Annotated in this window: 21 protein-coding genes; 11 read left to right on the forward strand and 10 right to left on the reverse strand. The window is 66.9% G+C overall.

From position 1 onward, the window contains the following. Positions 1-66 precede the first annotated feature (66 nt). On the reverse strand, positions 67-861 hold the full coding sequence (locus IEW87_RS11925; RefSeq protein ID WP_188712412.1) for an ABC transporter ATP-binding protein: 795 nt from the start codon (positions 859-861) through the stop codon (positions 67-69). Next, positions 854-2,095, reverse strand: a complete 1,242-nt coding sequence (locus tag IEW87_RS11930) for an MFS transporter (protein WP_188712413.1) — start codon at positions 2,093-2,095, stop codon at positions 854-856. The genes IEW87_RS11925 and IEW87_RS11930 overlap by 8 nt, the downstream gene beginning before the upstream one ends. Before the next feature lie 188 nt (positions 2,096-2,283). Here IEW87_RS11930 and IEW87_RS11935 point away from each other — a divergent pair, with 188 nt between their 5' ends. Continuing rightward, positions 2,284-2,946 carry a FadR/GntR family transcriptional regulator gene (locus IEW87_RS11935; RefSeq protein ID WP_188712414.1) on the forward strand — a complete coding sequence of 221 codons (663 nt, stop codon included), beginning with the start codon at positions 2,284-2,286 and terminating at the stop codon, positions 2,944-2,946. A 69-nt stretch (positions 2,947-3,015) separates the two neighbouring features. Here the strand turns inward: IEW87_RS11935 and ychF are convergent, their stop codons facing one another. Next, positions 3,016-4,089 carry a redox-regulated ATPase YchF gene (gene ychF / locus IEW87_RS11940; RefSeq protein WP_188712415.1) on the reverse strand — a complete coding sequence of 358 codons (1,074 nt, stop codon included), beginning with the start codon at positions 4,087-4,089 and terminating at the stop codon, positions 3,016-3,018. Between the two features lie 150 nt (positions 4,090-4,239). Here ychF and IEW87_RS11945 point away from each other — a divergent pair, with 150 nt between their 5' ends. From IEW87_RS11945 to IEW87_RS11955, 3 genes are all read left to right on the forward strand, one after another. Further along, on the forward strand, positions 4,240-4,503 hold the full coding sequence (locus IEW87_RS11945) for a metallothionein (RefSeq protein ID WP_188712416.1): 264 nt from the start codon (positions 4,240-4,242) through the stop codon (positions 4,501-4,503). A gap of 62 nt (positions 4,504-4,565) precedes the next feature. Continuing rightward, the gene (locus tag IEW87_RS11950) at positions 4,566-5,114 is read left to right on the forward strand and encodes a type 1 glutamine amidotransferase domain-containing protein (protein ID WP_188712417.1); all 549 of its coding nucleotides are present in this window, start codon (positions 4,566-4,568) and stop codon (positions 5,112-5,114) included. A gap of 78 nt (positions 5,115-5,192) precedes the next feature. Next, positions 5,193-6,413, forward strand: coding sequence for a DNA recombination protein RmuC (locus tag IEW87_RS11955; protein ID WP_188712418.1), 1,221 nt, complete (start codon positions 5,193-5,195; stop codon positions 6,411-6,413). Here the strand turns inward: IEW87_RS11955 and IEW87_RS11960 are convergent. Together IEW87_RS11960 and glpX are read right to left on the reverse strand one after the other, a co-directional pair. Beyond that, on the reverse strand, positions 6,394-6,594 hold the full coding sequence (locus IEW87_RS11960; protein WP_188712419.1) for a UDP-N-acetylmuramyl pentapeptide phosphotransferase: 201 nt from the start codon (positions 6,592-6,594) through the stop codon (positions 6,394-6,396). The two genes, IEW87_RS11955 and IEW87_RS11960, sit on opposite strands and share 20 nt — an antisense overlap. Positions 6,595-6,618: 24 nt before the next feature. Continuing rightward, on the reverse strand, positions 6,619-7,620 hold the full coding sequence (glpX, locus tag IEW87_RS11965) for a class II fructose-bisphosphatase (RefSeq protein WP_188712420.1): 1,002 nt from the start codon (positions 7,618-7,620) through the stop codon (positions 6,619-6,621). A 170-nt stretch (positions 7,621-7,790) separates the two neighbouring features. Between glpX and fbaA the strand changes: the two genes are divergently transcribed. Continuing rightward, positions 7,791-8,822: a class II fructose-bisphosphate aldolase gene (gene fbaA, locus IEW87_RS11970; RefSeq protein WP_188712421.1), complete on the forward strand. Its 1,032-nt coding sequence runs from the start codon at positions 7,791-7,793 to the stop codon at positions 8,820-8,822. 65 nt (positions 8,823-8,887) lie between these two features. On the opposite strand, the gene IEW87_RS11975 is transcribed toward fbaA, so the two are convergent. Continuing rightward, positions 8,888-9,421, reverse strand: a complete 534-nt coding sequence (locus IEW87_RS11975) for a DUF6264 family protein (RefSeq protein WP_188712422.1) — start codon at positions 9,419-9,421, stop codon at positions 8,888-8,890. Further along, positions 9,418-10,461 (reverse strand): 4-hydroxy-3-methylbut-2-enyl diphosphate reductase, encoded by a 1,044-nt coding sequence (locus tag IEW87_RS11980; RefSeq protein WP_188712423.1) that lies wholly within the window; start codon positions 10,459-10,461, stop codon positions 9,418-9,420. The genes IEW87_RS11975 and IEW87_RS11980 overlap by 4 nt, the downstream gene beginning before the upstream one ends. Positions 10,462-10,512: 51 nt before the next feature. Between IEW87_RS11980 and xseA the strand changes: the two genes are divergently transcribed. Genes xseA through IEW87_RS12005 form a run of 5 tightly spaced genes read left to right on the forward strand, consistent with a single transcriptional unit; the run spans position 10,513 to position 14,761 of the window. Beyond that, positions 10,513-11,805: an exodeoxyribonuclease VII large subunit gene (gene xseA, locus IEW87_RS11985; RefSeq protein ID WP_188712424.1), complete on the forward strand. Its 1,293-nt coding sequence runs from the start codon at positions 10,513-10,515 to the stop codon at positions 11,803-11,805. A 1-nt stretch (position 11,806) separates the two neighbouring features. Then, positions 11,807-12,055, forward strand: coding sequence for an exodeoxyribonuclease VII small subunit (locus IEW87_RS11990; protein ID WP_188712425.1), 249 nt, complete (start codon positions 11,807-11,809; stop codon positions 12,053-12,055). Then, complete coding sequence (locus tag IEW87_RS11995; RefSeq protein ID WP_188712426.1) at positions 12,055-12,702, forward strand: DUF4245 family protein; 648 nt, start codon at positions 12,055-12,057, stop codon at positions 12,700-12,702. Before IEW87_RS11990 ends, IEW87_RS11995 begins: the two co-directional genes overlap by 1 nt. Beyond that, complete coding sequence (locus tag IEW87_RS12000; protein ID WP_229731130.1) at positions 12,699-13,355, forward strand: carbonic anhydrase; 657 nt, start codon at positions 12,699-12,701, stop codon at positions 13,353-13,355. The genes IEW87_RS11995 and IEW87_RS12000 overlap by 4 nt, the downstream gene beginning before the upstream one ends. Before the next feature lie 17 nt (positions 13,356-13,372). Continuing rightward, the gene (locus tag IEW87_RS12005) at positions 13,373-14,761 is read left to right on the forward strand and encodes a class II fumarate hydratase (RefSeq protein WP_229731131.1); all 1,389 of its coding nucleotides are present in this window, start codon (positions 13,373-13,375) and stop codon (positions 14,759-14,761) included. A gap of 57 nt (positions 14,762-14,818) precedes the next feature. Here IEW87_RS12005 and phoH2 read toward each other — a convergent pair whose 3' ends face one another. Further along, a complete protein-coding gene (gene phoH2, locus IEW87_RS12010) occupies positions 14,819-16,174 on the reverse strand; it encodes an RNA 5'-3' helicase PhoH2 (protein ID WP_188712427.1) in 1,356 nt (451 codons plus the stop codon). 167 nt (positions 16,175-16,341) lie between these two features. Then, positions 16,342-17,124 carry an isoprenyl transferase gene (locus IEW87_RS12015; protein ID WP_229731204.1) on the reverse strand — a complete coding sequence of 261 codons (783 nt, stop codon included), beginning with the start codon at positions 17,122-17,124 and terminating at the stop codon, positions 16,342-16,344. A 143-nt stretch (positions 17,125-17,267) separates the two neighbouring features. Between IEW87_RS12015 and trhA the strand changes: the two genes are divergently transcribed. Beyond that, entirely contained in the window at positions 17,268-17,960 is a 693-nt protein-coding gene (gene trhA, locus IEW87_RS12020; RefSeq protein WP_188712786.1) for a PAQR family membrane homeostasis protein TrhA, read from the forward strand. On the opposite strand, the gene IEW87_RS12025 is transcribed toward trhA, so the two are convergent. Further along, a complete protein-coding gene (locus IEW87_RS12025) occupies positions 17,944-18,237 on the reverse strand; it encodes a hypothetical protein (RefSeq protein WP_188712429.1) in 294 nt (97 codons plus the stop codon). The genes trhA and IEW87_RS12025 overlap by 17 nt on opposite strands. Positions 18,238-18,239: the final 2 nt, after the last annotated feature.

An 18,239-nucleotide genomic window follows, 5' to 3' on the forward strand; every position in this document is an offset into this window, starting at 1 on the left:
CACCACATCGCCGCAGATACCAACCTCTGGATACGCAGAGTCAACGGCCATGCGCATCCTGACCATTCAGGCCCTCACCAGCGCTCGTGCCTGCCAGCGGCCAGCGCGGTGTTCGATCTCGATCGGATGGTCGAAGCACTCGCTCACCAGTTCGGTCGTCAAGACCTCTCGGGCTCGTCCAGCAGCATGCACCTGACCGCCCTTGATCAACATCGCATGCGTTGTCGTTGTGGGCAGCTCCTCCAAGTGATGCGTCACCAGAATGGTGGAAAGTTGCGGGCGGGACCGGTGCAGTTGGTCCACGGTGCTGAGGAACTGCTCGCGCGCCGCGACGTCCAGTCCTGTGGAGGGCTCGTCCAGTAGCAGAAGCGGTGGGTCCGGGAGCAGGGCACGCGCGATGAGAGCCCGTCCTCGCTCGCCCTGTGACATCGTCGGCCAGGTTGCCGTTTCGAGCCCTGCGAGTCCGAGCATCTCGGTCAGCTCGTCAACACGGGCTTGGGTGACGGGGTCGGGAGTCCAGCGCGGCATGAGCTCGGTCGTGCCCGTTGCGCCGGTGAGAATCACCTGCCGAACTGTGAGCGGAGAGCTGAGCGGGTGGCGGGGATTGACATGTCCGATGCGCTCGCGCAGCTCCCGGATGTCGACTCGGCCGAGCTTACGTCCCAGCACATGGACGCTGCCGCGGGTCGGGTGCTTCACCGCGCCACACATGCTCAGGATGGTGCTCTTGCCAGCTCCGTTAGGGCCGATCAGCGCCCATCGCTCCCCCGCACGAACCGTCAGGTTGATGCCGGTGAGAATCTGACGGGATTCCCGCACAAAGTCCACAGCTTCAAGGCGGAGGATCTCCTGGTCAGTCATTGACGTTCTCCAGTTCGCTGCTCTGGTCCTGCTGCTGAAGACTCTGGACGGGGCCGCTCCGGCGCTCCTTAAGGATGAACGAGAGCGCGAAGCCAGCTACCAGCAGTACAGCGACGATAACGAAGACTGACTGGACGCTCGTCTGGTCCGCGATGGATCCCAGCAGCGGGCTGACCAGGCCTCCCAGTGAGAGAGTCAGTCCCAGCGTGACACCGCTGGCCATGCCGATCCTGTTCGGCAGGTACGAGTGCGACAGCGTGATCTGCGCAGCGAATGGCAGGAACAGGCTGGTGCCCAGGATCGCCGTCGCGATGATCACCACCACAGGGGACGGTGCGAGCACGATCGCGATGGTGGAGATAGCCGCCAGCAGATAGCCGGTACGGACGACGCGCAGTCGTCCGACGCGGTCCGCGAGCCAGCCGCCGGCGAGGGTTCCCACTGCGCCGGCCGCCGGGAACACCGACAGCGCGATCGAGGCGAGGCCAGTGGTGACATCAAATCGCTGGATCGAGTAGAGCGAGATGAAGGTCGAGGTGCCGACGTAGGCGACCGACCAGGTGGCCAGCACCGCGCTGAGCCACAGGAAGGCTCGCCAGTCGTCGGGGATCGAAACCTTTGTAACGGCAGGTGCCCGCTCGGCAGCCACCGTCCGCGAGAACAGGTGTCGCCACGAGACCAGTACGTAGACCAGCCCCAGCACGACTGCCGGGATGATAAGGAAGCCCGAGCCAGACAGCCCGAAGGTTCCCACGACGAGAATCACGGCCGACGGTGCCAGGGCCACGCCGACGTTCCCGCCGACGGAGAACAGGCTCATCGATCCGCTGGTACCGCCGCCGAGCTCGCGGGCTTCCATTGTCGCTGCCGGGTGGTACGCGGCGACGCCGATGCCGGAGATCGCCACAACGATCCACACGGCCGCATACGAGTCGGCGAAGATGCCACTCAAGGCGATGCCAGCGCCGGCGGCAAGAAGGCCAGCCAGGCTCATCCAGCGCATCCCGTAGCGGTCGCTGAGGTATCCGAACATCGGCTGGGCAACGCTCGACAGTGCGGTCGCAGCAAGCGTGATGCCTGCAACTGCGGCATAGGAGTACTCCGCGTGGAGCACGAAGAACGGCAGCAGCGCTGCCACTGCGCCGGTGTAGAAGTCATTCGCTGCATGGGTGGCGGTCAGTGCCCACAGGCCCAGCCGGTTGCGGGTTCGAGGAGAGGAAGAGGTCGTGCTCATGTGCTTCTTTCGATCCAGAGCGCGCAGAGACACGGCGCGCAAGAAGTGAGGGAGACCAGCAAGGGTGAGCCACTCCGCGCGCAGGTGTCTGGTCGGGTCAGTTCCTGGCGCGGCGGCGAAGGAGGAGTCGCTGGGGCATGGGCTAGACTCTACACAACTTCTCAGACAAGTAGCGAAGTGGAGGCTTCATGGCACAGGTGCAACGCACCCCGCTCGCAGAGCAAGCGGCAGATCTGCTCCTCGATCGGATTCGGGCTGGCGAGTGGCCACTGGGATCAAAGCTCCCCGGGGAGAACACTCTCGGCCCGCAGCTCGGGGTCGGCAGGTCGACTGTGCGCGAAGCGATTCGCCGTCTAGCGGGCCAGGGCGTGCTGGCTACGCGACAAGGAGCTGGCGTCTTCGTAGCTGCGCTCGATGTCGTCGAGGACTGGAGCACAGCGCTGCGCAAGGCAGACATCAACTCGGTGATCGAAGCGCGCATCGCCATCGAAGTCGAAGCTGCGGCTCTCGCGGCCGAGCGGCGCTCCCCCGCTGAGCTACGCGCGATACGGCACGCCGCGGATAAACGTGACGCACAGCGAACTGACATCGACATGCACGTTGACGCGGACATCGCCTTTCATCGAGCGATCATTGCGGCGGCACACAACCCGATCCTCGTCGACCTGTTCGATAGCTTCACTCCGCGCAGCCGCCAAGCCATGATCGACATGTTGCGACTGCGCGGCGAGTTTGGCAGCGATGCCGACCAGCACGCACACCAGGACATCCTCGACGCCATCGCCGACCGCGACGGTCAGACAGCATCAGCACTGGCGCGAAAGCACCTGCTCACCTTGAAGGTGGCGTGAGAGATGACGGGCGGGTGTGTTGCTGACCGAAGCCGACTAGCGGGGAGGCCGCGGCCATGCCACCAGAGGTTAAAGCGCAAACCGAAACTCCACCACGTCGCCGTCCTGCATGACGTAGTCCTTGCCCTCCATGCGCACGCGGCCCGCCGACTTTGCTTCGTTCATGGATCCGTGGCAATCGATGTCTGCGAACGAGACGATCTCGGCCTTGATGAATCCGCGTTCGAAGTCCGTGTGAATGACGCCGGCGGCCTGCGGCGCGGTCCACCCCTTGCGGATGGTCCACGCACGCGCCTCCTTCGGCCCGGCCGTGAGGTACGTCTGCAGTCCCAGCGTCTCGAAACCGACACGCGCCAGCTGGTCGATGCCGGATTCCTGCTGCCCGAGCGACTGGAGAAGCTCGAGCGCCTCCTCCTTGTCGAGTCCGATGAGCTCGGATTCGACCTTCGCGTCGAGGAACACGGCCTTGGCGGGCGCGACGAGGTCGGCCAGCTCGGCCATGCGGGCGTCGTCGGTCAGGACGCCCTCGTCGACGTTGAAGACAAACAGCGTCGGCTTCGCAGTGAGAAGCCCGAGCTCGCGCACCGGTGTCGTGTCGAAGCCGGCCTGGAAGAGCGTCTTCCCGGTCTCCAGGATCGCGAGGGCCTCTGTAGCCGCGGCGAGCACGGCGGGATCCGCCTTCTTACCCTTGACCTCTTTCTCGAGGCGCGGCACGGCTTTCTCGAGCGTCTGCATGTCGGCGAGGATCAGCTCGGTGTTGATCGTCTCCATGTCGCTCGCGGGATCCACGGCGCCGTCGACGTGGGTTACATCGTCGTCGGTGAAGCCGCGCACGACCTGCGCGATGGCGTCGGCCTCCCGGATGTTCGCGAGGAACTGGTTTCCGAGCCCCTCGCCCTCGCTGGCGCCGCGCACGATGCCCGCGATGTCGACGAACGACACGGGCGCGGGCAGGATCTTCTGGGATCCGAAGATCTCGGCAAGGCGATCGAGTCGCGGATCCGGCAACTCGACGACGCCCACGTTCGGCTCGATCGTCGCGAACGGATAATTGGCGGCGAGCGCGTCGTTCTCGGTGAGTGCGTTGAACAGGGTCGACTTGCCCACATTGGGAAGTCCCACGATGCCGATTGTCAGAGCCACGGGAGAACAGTCTACGTGGGGAGGGTGCGCGCTTCCTCATTGCACTCGTCTCGCGAAGCGCGGCAGTGTACCGGCCGAGAAGAGGGCTGTCAGCCCCCGTGCCATCCGCGGTGTGTGCGGCGACACTGGCGGCAGACGAGAGGAGCGACGATGACCAACGCACCCCATCTCGAGGAGACCACAGGAACGTGTGACGTGTGCGGGAACACGTATGACGATGTGTTCACCATCACCCAGGCAAATCGCGTGGGTGTTTTCGACAGCTTCGAGTGCGCGATCCACGCCTTCGCGCCGTCGTGCGCGCACTGCGGATGCCGGATCATCGGCCACGGCGTGCAGGCAGGCGAGCGCATCTTCTGCTGTGCACATTGCGCCGAACACCAGGGCGAGGATCGTCTCGCCGACCGGGCGTGACGTCCCGACGCCATCCGGCCGGCGGCGCGGACGAGTCGATCGATGTCAGGGAGGAAACACAGATGATGGAACTGAGTCAGGCCAGGGTCGCGTTCCTGGCCACCAACGGTTACGAAGACAGCGAGTTAACGAGCCCCTGGCAGGCGCTGGCCGCCGCGGGAGCGCAGCTGACGATGGTGGCGCCAGAGCCTGGTGAGGTCACGGGAAAAGACGGCCACGTCCAGGCTGTCGACCTTGTCTCAGCCGATGCGTCGCCGAATGGTTTCGACGCTCTCGTCCTTCCGGGCGGCGTCGTCAATGCCGATGCGATCCGCATGGACACGCCGTCGGTAGCCTTCACGCGCGGCTTCTTCGCCGAGCACAAGCCCGTCGGCGTGATCTGCCACGGGGGCTGGATCCTCGTCGAGGCGGACGTGCTCGACGGACGCACGTTGACGAGCTTCCCCAGTCTGCAGACGGATCTTCGCAATGCTGGCGCGACCTGGGTCGACGAAGAGGTCGTCGTGGATCAGGGCCTCGTTTCGAGCCGCACGCCGGACGACCTCCCCGCCTTCAACGCGAAGCTACTCGAAGAGGTTGCCGAAGGACGGCACAGCGGCCAGACCGTGTGATCACGCGCCCCGCGGCGAGAACCCGCACACCGCGGGGCGCCGCCCACGTTTGTCGGTGGTCGGCGCGAGAGTGGACCCATGGACGTGATCTGGGTACTCATGGTGCTGATCGGCATCGGTGTCGGCGTGGCGGTCGGCTGGTTCGCGCGGGCCGCTCGGGCGTCATCGGCTGAGGCCGAGGCGGCGAGCGCGACCGCCGAGGCACGCGAGTTGCGCGCCGCGCTCGAACGCCAGGAGCGGCGAACGGCGGAAGCGCTGGAGCGCGATCGTGCGGAGCGCCACGAACAGATCGAACGCCAGAGCCGTGAGAACGCGGTGCTGCAGGCGCTCTCCCCTGTCCGTGAAACGCTGCACCGGATGCAGCAGCGGGTCGACGAGATGCAGCGTGAACGCACCGAACAGTTCGGACAGGTGAGTGAGCAGCTGCGCAGCGCGCAGAAGATCGACGAGCAGCTGCGCGCCACGACGGAGTCGCTCGCCGGGGCGTTGCGGTCGAACACCTCCCGCGGAGTGTGGGGCGAAACGCAGCTGCGCCGGATCGTCGAGTCGGCGGGTCTGCTCGCGCGCGTCGACTTCGATGAGCAGTCGTCGATCACGTCCGACGCGGGATCGGGGCGACCGGACATGCTCGTGCATCTTCCCGGCGGCACGTCGATCGCGGTCGACGCCAAGGCGCCGCTCGAGGCTTTCCTCGATGCGGAAGCGATTCCTGTCACCGCCGTCGGCGAGGAGGCCGCGCGCCGCAGCGCCCTGCTCCAGAAGCACGTCAGGGCGGTGCGGGCACATGTCGACGCTCTCGCGAAGAAGGCGTACTGGGCGGGCCTCGATGCAAGCCCGGAGTTCGTCGTCTGCTTCATCCCGAGCGAGTCCGTGCTCTCCGCGGCGCTCGCGGAGGATCCCGCGCTGCTCGAGTACGCCTTCGGCAAGCGCGTCGCGCTCGCCTCCCCGGTCAACCTGTGGGCCGTGCTCAAGACGGTCGCGTTCGCGTGGACACAACAGGAGGTGTCGGAAGAAGCGCGGACTCTCTTCGACCTCGGCAATCAGCTCTACGACCGACTCGGCACGCTCGGCGGACACGCGAGCGACATGCGGCGGGCCATCGAACGCACCGTGGACGCGTACAACAACCTGGTGGGGTCGTTGGAGTCGCGTGTCCTAGTGACGGCGCGCCGATTCCCCGGCATCGACGCGTCGAAGCTCGCCCACTCCGAATCACCGGGGGCGATCGACGCTCCCGTGCGGCGTGTGTCCGCGCCAGAATTGCTTGCCGCGGAGGAGGTCAGCCCGGAATCAGATTGAGCGAGACGAGCACACCGACCGACACGAAAACGAATCCGCCGATCGACCACCAGATGCTGGGCTCGGTGCCTGCGGGACGCCGCACGCGGAAGAGGACGTCAGGGCGTCTGGCCGGATCCTTCGCGTCCGCCACGACGGCGCGCGCGCCGTCGGACGGGGTCGTCTCCGAGTTGTCGCTCATGCGCCCAGTATCTCACGCGCCGGCTTAAAGCCACTTCGACTCGAGGTGATCACTCGAGATGCGTCGCAGCGTGCCGGAGTGTCCTCGCAGGACGACACTCTCGGTATACAGGTAGCCGCCCTGACGCTTCACACCGGCGACGAGCGCGCCGTCGGTGACTCCCGTCGCGACGAAGATCGTGTTGCTGCCGCTGACCATGTCGTCGGCCTCGAGAACCTCATCCATCGCGAGCCCGGCATCGATGCCCTTCTGCCGTTCCTCGTCGTCGCGCGGCCACATCCGGCCCTGGATGTGGCCTCCGAGCGCCTTGATGGCGCACGCCGTCACGATGCCCTCGGGGCTACCACCGACGCCGACGCACAGGTCCGTTCGCGCGTCGTGGCGTGCGGCGTTGATCCCGCCCGCGACGTCGCCGTCGCTCATGAGACGCGTACCAGCGCCGGTCTCGCGAATGTCAGCAATCAACTGCTCGTGGCGCGGCCGGTTCAACACCGACACGACGAGCTCCTCGACGGGCTTGTGGAGCGCCTTCGCGAGGCGTGCGATGTTCTCCTGGATCGGCAGACGGATGTCGACGACGCCGACGCCCTCGGGTCCGGTGACGATCTTGTCCATGTAAAAGACGCTCGACGCATCGAGCATGGTGCCGCGGTCCGACATCGCGATCACGCTCAGAGCGTTATTGCGCCCTTCGGCCGTCAGCGTCGTGCCGTCAATCGGGTCGACAGCGATGTCGTAGGAGCGCCCACGACCGGTGCCGACGTGCTCGCCGTTGTACAGCATCGGGGCGTTGTCCTTCTCGCCCTCGCCGATCACCACGACGCCGTCGAACTCGACCGTCGTCAAGAACGCGCGCATGCCGTCGACGGCTGCACCGTCAGCGAGCTCCTTCTGTCCGCGGCCGATAAACGGCACGGACCGAATGGCCGCGGCCTCCGTCGCGCGCACGAGCTCGAGCGCGATGTTGCGGTCGGGCTGCAGCGGGATCAGATCGTCGGGGTCATGGATCTCGTGATCGGCAGTCATGATCTCGAGCGTAGCCGCGCGAATGACAGCACTCCGCGTTCTTCACTCCGCGATCCGACGAAGGATTCGCGAATCTTTCGCGTGTGTCGAGGACGGCGGTCAAGTTTCCGTGGGCGACGCCACGCAATAGGGTGGGAGGGCCATTTCCCACCTCTCGAAGGAGCCGCGTCATGTCGGTTGCAACTCCGGATCAGTACTCCGAAATGCTCTCGCGGGCGAAGCAGGGCGGCTACGCCTTCCCCGCATTCAACGTCTCGAGTTCCCAGACGATCAACTCCGTTCTCCAGGGCCTCGCAGAGGCCGGTTCCGACGGCATCATTCAGGTGACGACGGGCGGCGCAGACTACTTCGCCGGCCACACGGTCAAGGCGCGCGCCACGGGCGCGATCGCGATGGCCCAGTACGTACGTACGGTCGCCGCGAGCTACGGCGTCACCGTCGCCGTGCACACCGACCACTGCCCGAAGGACGCGCTCGACAGCTTCCTCCTGCCGCTGCTCGAGGCGAGCGAGGAGCAGGTGAAGGCCGGCGGCGAGCCGATCTTCAACTCGCACATGTGGGATGGATCCGCCGTGCCGCTCGACGAGAACATCCAGATCGCGCAGGAACTGCTCCCCCGCATGCACGCGATCAACTCGATTCTCGAGATCGAGGTCGGCGTCGTGGGCGGCGAAGAGGACGGCGTCACCCACGAGGGCTCGAACGACGCGCTCTACACGACCGTCGGCGACGTGACGAAGGCGGTCGAGGCGCTTGGTCTCGGCGAGAAGGGCAAGTACATCTCGGCGCTGACGTTCGGCAACGTGCACGGCGTCTACAAGCCCGGCAACGTCAAGCTGCGTCCCGAGCTCCTGGGCGAGATCCAGGCCGGCATCGCCGAGAAGTTCGGCACCAGCGAGAAGCCCCTCGACCTCGTGTTCCACGGTGGATCCGGCTCCACCGTCCAGGAGATCGCCACCGCCGTCGCAAACGGCGTCATCAAGATGAACATCGACACGGACACCCAGTACGCGTTCACGCGCTCGGTCGCCGGGTACATGTTCGAGAACTACGACGGCGTGCTGAAGCTGGACGGCGACGTCGGCAACAAGAAGAAGTACGACCCGCGCGCCTGGGGCAAGGTCGCCGAGTCGGCCATGGCGGCGCGCGTCGTCGAGGCCACGAAGCAGCTCGGATCCCACGGCAAGTCGATCAGCGCCTGACGACTCGTATACACACAGAACGGGCCCGGCATTCGCCGGGCCCGTTCTGTGTGTGTAGGGGGGAACTAGAGAGCGACGCCCTGCATCTCGGCGAAAGCCGCGAAGACGTTCGGATCCGACACGAGCGGAATCGCGACGATCAGCCCACCGATGATCGTGAACACGACCCCGGCGATCAGCGCGATCCACCACATCGACTTACCCGCGACCCCGCGTCGCCAGACGAACCACGTCGTCGCCAGCCACCCGATGAGCATCACGACGACAGCGACCACGCCGGCTGCGCGCTGGCGCGCGTAGTCGACGAGTTCGACATCCAGTCGGAGAGCGTCGAGGAGCGCTGCGGGATCGGTGTACGCCGAGATGCTGTCGAGCACCATGAAGAGGCCGAACACGAGCAGCGCGACCGTCGCCACGCGATCGCCGAACCTGCCGCGACGCGCACCGGGCGTCACCCGCGGCTCGACGCCCGGCGGCATGTCACGCGGAACGAGCGCGGGGTCGACGGGCTCGACGGCACGTCCGCTGCGCACGCTCTGCTCCTCGGGCGTCGCGAACGCGCCGAACTGCGGGCGCGGCCGCTCGCCGGCGTCGGTCACGCGCTTTCCCGTCGGCCGCCACGCGGACCGTCGCCGCGCAGCTCCTTCGGGAGGGAGAAGATCAGGTCCTCCTCCGCCGTGCGCACCTCTTCGACGTCGAAGTATCCCGCGTGCGTCAGCTCGGACATCAGCTGCTCGACCAGCACGTCGGGCACGCTTGCGCCGCTCGTGATCCCGATCGTCTTGACGCCGTCGAGCCACTCCTGGCGGACCTCGTCCGGGTAGTCGATCCGGTAGGCGGCCTTCGCCCCGTACTGGAGCGCGACTTCGACAAGGCGCACCGAGTTCGAGGAGTTGGCAGACCCGACGACGATCACGAGGTCGGAATGCTCGGCGATCTTCTTGATCGCGACCTGACGGTTCTGCGTGGCGTAGCAGATGTCGTCCGAGGGGGGATCCTGCAGGTGCGGGAATCGCTCGCGCAGTCGGCGGACCGTCTCCATCGTCTCGTCGACCGAGAGGGTCGTCTGCGAGAGCCAGACCAGCTTCGACGGATCCTCGACCTCGACCGTGTCCGCTTCATCCGGATTGTTCACGACCGTCACGTGGTCGGGAGCCTCGCCAGCCGTACCTTCGACCTCTTCGTGCCCCTCGTGCCCGACGAGCAGGATCTGATAGTCGTCACGCGCGAAGCGCTTGGCCTCGCGGTGCACCTTCGTCACAAGCGGGCACGTCGCATCGATCGCGCGGAGGCCGCGCGTCGCTGCCGAGTCGACGACGGCCGGAGAGACGCCGTGGGCGCTGAACACGACAAGCGCGCCCTCGGGAACTTCGTCGACCTCTTCGACGAAGATCGCGCCCTTCTCCTCGAGTTCGCGCACGACATGGATGTTGTGCACGATCTGCTTGCGCACGTACACGGGAGCGCCGTGACGCTCCAGCGCCTGCTCGACGGTGATGACGGCGCGATCGACGCCGGCGCAGTAGCCGCGCGGTGCGGCGAGCAGGATCTTCTTGTCGCCCGCGATAGGCACATCCTGCAGCCGCTCGCGCCGCTGCGGCAGGCGCGGATTCGGGAGTGCAACGACGGTCTGGCTCATACCTCCAGCCTACGTCGCCCAACCGTCAGACCTCCCGAATACCCTGAAACCGTGACTTCGTTCCAGCCGAACCCCGTTCCCGATGCCGCGCCGCCGAGTGACGCGGTCGCCCCACGCGATTCCGGGCCCGATACGCCGACCTCGGTCGAGCGCCTGAATCAGACGATCAAGGCGTCCATCGACCGCTGGGGCGCGGTGTGGGTCGAGGGCGAGATCACGCAGTGGAACAAGCGCGGCCGCAACGTGTTCGGCGGCATGAAAGACCTCACGAGCGACGCGCAGATCAATCTGCAGGTCTGGTCGAGTGTGCTGGAGCGGCTCACCGACGAGTTCCGCGTCGGCGACCATGTCGTCGCGCATCTCAAGGCCAGCTACTTCTCCAAGCGCGGCTCCTTCTCGTTCCAAGTGACGACGATGAAGCACGTCGGCCTGGGCGCGCAGCTCGAGCGTCTGGAACAGCTCCGGCGCCAGCTGCGTCAGGAGGGCCTGTTCGATTCAGCCCGCAAGCGCCCCATTCCGTTCTTGCCCGATTGCGTCGGCCTCATCACCGGCGCGCAGTCCGACGCCGAGAAAGACGTGCTGCGCAACGCACAGCTCCGGTGGCCGCAGGTCGCCTTCCGCACGATCCACGCCGCGGTCCAGGGCGACCGCAGCGTCGGCGAGATCATCGCGGCGCTCGAGACCCTCGATGCCGACCCCGAGGTCGATGTCATCGTCATCGCGCGCGGCGGCGGCGACCCGCAGACGCTGCTCGGGTTCAGCGACGAGCGCCTCCTCCGCGCTGTGGCGGCCGCGTCGACGCCCGTCGTCAGCGCGATCGGCCACGAGAATGACCGACCGCTGCTCGACGAGGTCGCCGATGTGCGCGCGTCAACGCCGACCGACGCCGCCAAACGGGTGGTGCCGGACGTCGGCGAGCAGCGCACGATCATCGACCAGCTGCGGTCGCGCCTCTCCACGCGTCTGCAACAGCAGGTGCAGCACGGCATCCAACAGCTCGAGCAGGTGCGATCACGCCCGTCACTGCGCGACCCGGAGCGCATGCTCCGCGACCGGGAACAGGAGGTCATGCTCTCGGTCTCACGCGGACGCGACATCATGGCGCGCGTCGTCGATCGCGCCGAGCGACGCACAGGAGAGCTGCGCGCCTCACTGCGTGCGCTGTCGCCCGCTTCGACGCTCGCCCGCGGATACGCGATCGCCCAGGCTGCAGACGGCGCGATCCTGCGAGACGCCGCCGACGCACCCGACGGCACCGTGCTGACGGTCACACTCGACCACGGCGCGATCGGCGCCGTGTCGAGCGGCCCGGCGGCGTCGATCACCCCTCATGACGAAACGTAGGATGGACACGATGACTGATCAGGCCCCGGACGTCCAGGAGCTCTCCTTCGAGCAGGCGCGCGATGAGCTGGTGCGCGTCGTGAGCGAACTCGAACAGGGCGCCCCCACTCTCGAGCAGTCGCTCGCGCTCTGGGAGCGCGGCGAGGCGCTCGCTGCGCGTTGCGAGGAGTGGCTGTTGGGAGCGAAGCGTCGCCTCGACGAGGCGCGCGCCGCGAGCGATGCCGCGGCGGGCTCCGCGGACGAAGACTGATGGCGCGCACGCCGCGCGTCGCCGCGCACCTCGGTCGGCCCGAGACTCCCGACGAGGAGCGTCTCCGCAAGGCGGAGAACTCGCGAAATTACCGCCGCAGCAAGACGTTCACGAATCTCATCATCGCGATGGGCGTGACACTCCTCATCGTCGCAATCGTCTACTTCATCGTTCCGCGAGGCGAACTCGAGCAGCCAGCCCCACCTGATGTCCCCGCGATCGCCGACGACATCTCGACGCAGCTCGACCGCGCGGTCATCACTCCCCCCGCGCCCGATGGCTGGGGCGTGAACATCGCCGAGCTCGGGCCAGGCTCGCCTGCGGTCTGGACCGTCAACTACAACGACATTCCCGAAGACAACCGCGCATTCGTGCGGTTCGCGCAGGCATTCGACGTCGACGACACCTGGGCGTCTCAGCTCCTCGGCGGCGCGGCACCCACGGGTGAGGTGACGATCGACGGCATCGAATGGACCGCCTTCGAGATCTCCACCCCGAGCGACAACCGCAACATCTCCTACGCCCTCGGTGTTGAGGTCGGCCCCGACTTCGTCCTTGTCTACGGCAGTGCCGACGCCGAGACGACGGCGATCCTCGCCGGCGGCATCGCCGATGCCGTCGCATCCCTTCAGGAAGAGGTCAGATGATGGTAACCACCCCGGCACAGGCATGGCAGCGGATGCAGGAGGGCAACGAGCGATTCGTCGCAGGAACGCCGAACCACCCGCATCAGGACGTGGACCGACGCCATGAGGTGGCCATCGCGCAGCGCCCGACGGCGGCGCTGTTCGGGTGCAGCGACTCACGTCTCGCCGCGGAGATCATCTTCGACATGGGCCTCGGCGACCTGTTCGTCATTCGCAATGCGGGACAGGTGACCGGCGAGTCGATCATGGGCACGATCGAGTACGCCGTCGACATCCTCGAGGTCCCCCTCATCGTCGTGCTCGGCCACGACGAGTGCGGCGCCGTGCGCGCGGCGATCGACAGCCTCGAGTTCGATGCCCCGGCGCTCGCTCCGGCGATCTGGCGTCAGGTCTCGCCCATTGTGCCTTCGGCACGGCGCGTGCGTCAGGAACAGATCGCCAACGGCGACGACGACGCCCCCATCGACCCGACGCGCGTCGGACAGCTGCACCTGCGCGACACGATTACCGCCATCCTGCACTCGTCGGAGCTGATCAGCGATGCCGTGGCTTCGGGACGACTCGGTATCGTCGGAGCCAACTACCGACTCGCTGAGGGCGCCGCCGTGCCCGATGTGACCCTGGGAGTCGCGGACGATTCCGCGGCGGCCTGAACGGAGAGGACAACGAAGTGACTGAATACCGTATCGAGCACGACACGATGGGCGAGGTGCGGGTCCCCGCAAACGCTCTCTACCGTGCGCAGACCCAGCGTGCCGTCGAGAACTTCCCGATCTCGGGCCAGGGTCTCGAGTCGCGCCACATCGCCGCGCTCGCGCGCATCAAGAAGGCTGCGGCTCTCGCCAACAAGGATCTGGGCACGCTCGACGGCGCCATCGCCGACGCGATCGCCTGGGCAGCCGACCAGGTGGTCACCGGCGAATACGACGATCAGTTCCCGGTCGACACGTACCAGACCGGATCCGGGACCAGCTCGAACATGAACATGAACGAGGTGCTCTCCTCGCTCGCCACGCAGAAACTCGGCAGCGAGGTGCACCCGAACGACCACGTGAACGCGTCGCAGTCGTCGAACGACGTCTTCCCGACCTCCGTGCACGTGGCGGTCACCGAGGCGCTCCTCACGGATCTCGTGCCCGCGCTCGACCACATCGCGCGAGCGTTCGAGCGCAAGGCCGACGAGTGGAAGAGCATCGTGAAGGCCGGGCGCACGCACCTCATGGACGCCACCCCCGTCACTCTCGGCCAGGAGTTCGGCGGCTACGCCCGCCAGATGCGCCTCGGCATCGAGCGCGTGGAGGCGACGATCGCTCGCGTCGCCGAGGTGCCGCAGGGCGGCACGGCAGTCGGCACCGGGATCAACACCCCGGCCGGCTTCCCGCAGAAGGTGATCGCGAACCTCGTCTCCGAGACCGGACTGCCGCTCACGGAGGCCGTCGACCACTTCGAGGCGCAGGCGAACCGCGATGGCCTCGTCGAGGCCTCCGGCGCGCTGCGCACGATCGCCGTCTCGCTCACGAAGATCAACAACGACCTGCGCTGGATGGGCTCGGGGCCGAACACCGGCCTCGGCGAACTGCACCTGCCCGATCTGCAGCCCGGCTCCTCGATCATGCCCGGCAAGGTGAACCCGGTGATCCCCGAAGCGGTCCTCATGGTCTGCGCACGCGTGATCGGCAACGACCAGACGATCGCCTTCGCGGGCGCGTCCGGGTCGTTCGAGTTGAACGTCGCGATCCCCGTGATGGGCACGTCGCTGCTTGAGTCGATCCGCCTGCTGGCGAACGCGAGCCGCGTCCTCGCCGACAAGACGGTGGACGGTCTCGAGGTCAACCACGAGCGCGTCACGGCACTCGCGGGCATGAGCCCGTCGATCGTCACCCCGCTGAACAAGCTCATCGGATACGAGGCGGCCGCGAAGATCGCGAAGCACTCGGTCGCGAAGGGCATCACGGTCCGCGAGGCCGTGATCGATCTCGGTTACGTCGAGCGCGGCGAGCTCACCGAGGCCGACCTCGACGAGAAGCTCGATCTGCTGTCGATGACGCACCCGGGCTGACCGGTACGACGAAAGGCCCCGGAGCGCACCACTCGTGCGCTCCGGGGCCTTCTCGCGTCAGGACAGCTCGTCCGACTCGAGCAGGCTCGTCACGAGCGCGGCGATCTCGCTGCGCTCCGACCTCGTCAGCGTGACATGGCCGAAGAGCTGCTGGCCCTTCAGCGTCTCGATGACGCTCGCAACCCCGTCATGCCGACCGACGCGCAGGTTGTCGCGCTGCTGCACGTCGTGCGTGAGGACGACCTTCGAGTTCTGCCCGATTCGGCTCAGCACCGTGAGCAGCACGTTGCGTTCGAGCGACTGTGCTTCGTCGACGATCACGAACGCATCGTGAAGCGACCTGCCGCGAATGTGCGTCAACGGGAGCACCTCGAGGATGCCCCGCTGCATGACCTCATCGATCACATTGTCGGAGACGACGGAGCCGAGCGTGTCGTAGACAGCCTGCCCCCAGGGGTTCATCTTCTCGCCCTGGTCCCCCGGCAGATACCCCAGCTCCTGGCCGCCGACGGCGAAGAGCGGCCGGAAGACGATGATGCGCTTCTGCAGTTGGCGCTCCAGCACCGCATCAAGCCCCGCGCACAGGGCGAGCGCAGACTTCCCGGTGCCGGCGCGTCCGCCGAGCGAGACGATCCCGACTTCGGGATCCTGGAGGAGGTCGATCGCAATGCGCTGCTCGGCCGACCGCCCATGGAGCCCGAAGACCTCTCGGTCCCCCCGGACGAGCCGCAGCTCACCGTCGTCGCTCGTCACGCGACCGAGCGCGGAGCCGCGCTCCGACGAGATCACGAGCCCCGTGTTCCTCGGCACACCGCGCACGTCGTCGTGCACGGTCACCTCGGCCTCGTACAGATCGCTCATTTCGTCACCGGACATCGCGAGCGAGGCGACCCCCGTCCATCCTGAGTCGACGGCCTGCTCGGCCAGATATTCTTCGGCAGCGATGCCGAGGGACGCGGCCTTGACGCGCATCGGCATGTCCTTCGACACCACCGTGACGTCGTGTCCGTCGGTAGCGAGGTGGGCGGCGACCGCGAGGATCCGCGAGTCGTTGTCGCCCTGCCGCATTCCCCCTGGCAGCACCGTCGGATCCGTGTTGTTGAGTTCGACGCGCACGGTTCCGCCGGCGGGCGTCGGGACAGAGAAGTCGAGCCGACCATGCTCGATGCGCAGATCGTCGAGGTACCGCAGCGCCTGACGCGCGAAGTAGCCGATCTCGAGGTCGTGCCGCTTCTTCTCGAGCTCCGTCACGACCACGATCGGCACGACGACGGAGTGCTCCGCGAAGCGGAATAGAGCGCGCGGGTCGCTCAGCAGCACCGACGTGTCGAGCACGTATGTGCGCAGGTCGACGTCGGCCGGGGCCGCGTCTTTCGAGCGCTTCCGGGTGGCCTTGGATGTGGCTGCGGTCACGGGCCCACTCCCCTCGCCGGACTGTCTCGCCCGGTACCACGAGCCGACCTGGGGGCCACGAGTCGCGATCCGTGAGGCCGACTCGACCGGGCGCTCTGCCCGATGCCTCGAATTTAAATCACAACCGTGTAATTCGGAAGGACCTCGTCGCGAGTTTCACACCGCGTTCACTTTCCGAAGCGGCGATCGCGGGATCCGAAATCACGGACCGCCCGGAGGAAGTCGACTTCGCGCAGGTCCGGGCCGAGGGCCTCGAGGAAGTAGAACTCGCTGTGGGCGCTCTGCCAGAGGAGGAAGTCGCTCAGTCGCTGCTCCCCCGACGTACGGATCACGAGATCCGGATCCTTCTGCCCACCGGTGTACAGGTGCTCGCCGATCACCTCGGGCGTGAGGCTTCCGGCAAGCTCCTCCAGCGTTCCGCCGCGCTCGTCGTGCTTCTGGATGATCTTCCGCACGGCGTCGACGATCTCGTATCGGCCGCCGTATCCGACCGCGAGGTTCACGTGCAGCCCCTTGTTGTCGGCCGTCTGGGTCGCCGCGTCGCGCAGCGCGCCGAGCAGGCTCGCGGGCAGGGTGTCCTCGCGTCCGACGTGCTGGACCTGCCAGTCTCCGCGTCGCGCGAGCCGTCCGGCCAGATCAGCGATGATCTCGATGAGGTCCTGCAGCTCTGCGCGATCCCGCTTGATGACGTTGTCATTGGAGAGCAGATACAGCGTGACGACGCCGACGCCGAGCTCGTCGCACCAACCGAGGAACTCGACCATCTTGTCGGCGCCCGCGCGATGCCCGTCGGCGGGCGACTCGAACCCGAGCTGGCGTGCCCAGCGGCGATTGCCGTCGATCATCATCGCGACATGATCCGGCACGCGGTCCACGGCAATCTGGCGTCGAAGCCGCGAGGCGTACAGCCGGTAGAGGGGACCTGTCCCCTCGTTCTCTCGCGAGCTGATGACCACGTCACGACGATACCCCGCGGCGTGAACGCGGCCGGGTTCTGCGTCGGTATGTGTCGCTGACGGCATACTCACCCGCGTAAAGTCGCGGGATGGCCACGCATGACAAGCCGGTCCCCCCGACGACCTCGGGCGCCCCCATGCCGCGACTGCCATTCATCGAGGCCGACGCACCGCTGCCGCTCGAAGAACCGCCGAGCTGGCGCGGGTGGATCCACGCTGGCACGGCCCCCGTCGCGCTGATTGCCGGCATCGTGCTCATCACCCTCGCGCAGGGCACGCCCGCGAAGCTCGCGTCGACCGTCTTCACCGTCGCATCGCTGCTCTTGTTCGGCACGTCGGCGGTCTATCACCGTTTTCGCTGGGGTCCGCGCGTCAAAGGCGTCCTGAAGCGCATCGACCACGCCAACATTCTGATCCTGATCGCGGGCACCTACACCCCGATCGGAGTGCTCGCGCTGCCGCCCGAGAAGGGCACGATCCTGCTGGCCGCGGTGTGGGGCGGAGCGCTCCTCGGCATCCTGTTCCGCGTGCTGTGGATCGGTGCGCCGCGCTGGCTGTACGTTGCGATCTACCTCGCCCTCGGCTGGGCCGCCGTGATGTACATGCCAGACCTGTTCCGCGCGAGCGTCGCCATGATGATCCTCGTGATCGTCGGCGGCCTGCTGTACTCGGCCGGCGCGGTCTTCTACGCGCTCAAGCGCCCGAATCCGTCACCACGCCACTTCGGCTTCCACGAGATCTTCCACGTGTGCACGGTGCTCGCCTTCCTCTGCCACTGGGCGGCGGCGCTGCTCATCGCGCTCGACCCCGCGTTTAACCTGACGCTCTAGGCCCCGCCTCGTCGTCGTCGGCAGGCCCATCGTCAGCGCCGTCGACACCATCCTCTGCCGCGCGTTCCTCTGCGTCGAGCATCTCGTTGACCTCGGCCCGGTAACGCACGCGACGCACACGACGCATCATGTCGATCACGAGGATCACGACGGCGACGACGAGGAGCACAACCACCAGGAAGCCATAGGGTCCGGGGGTCACCGACTCCGGATCGACGGTCGGCGTCGGAACCGGCGTCTCTTTGAGACCCATACGAACGATGGCGAGGCTGAGCATCG

This window comes from Microbacterium faecale (genome assembly GCF_014640975.1).
In the GTDB taxonomy this organism is placed as follows: Bacteria; Actinomycetota; Actinomycetes; order Actinomycetales; family Microbacteriaceae; genus Microbacterium; species Microbacterium faecale.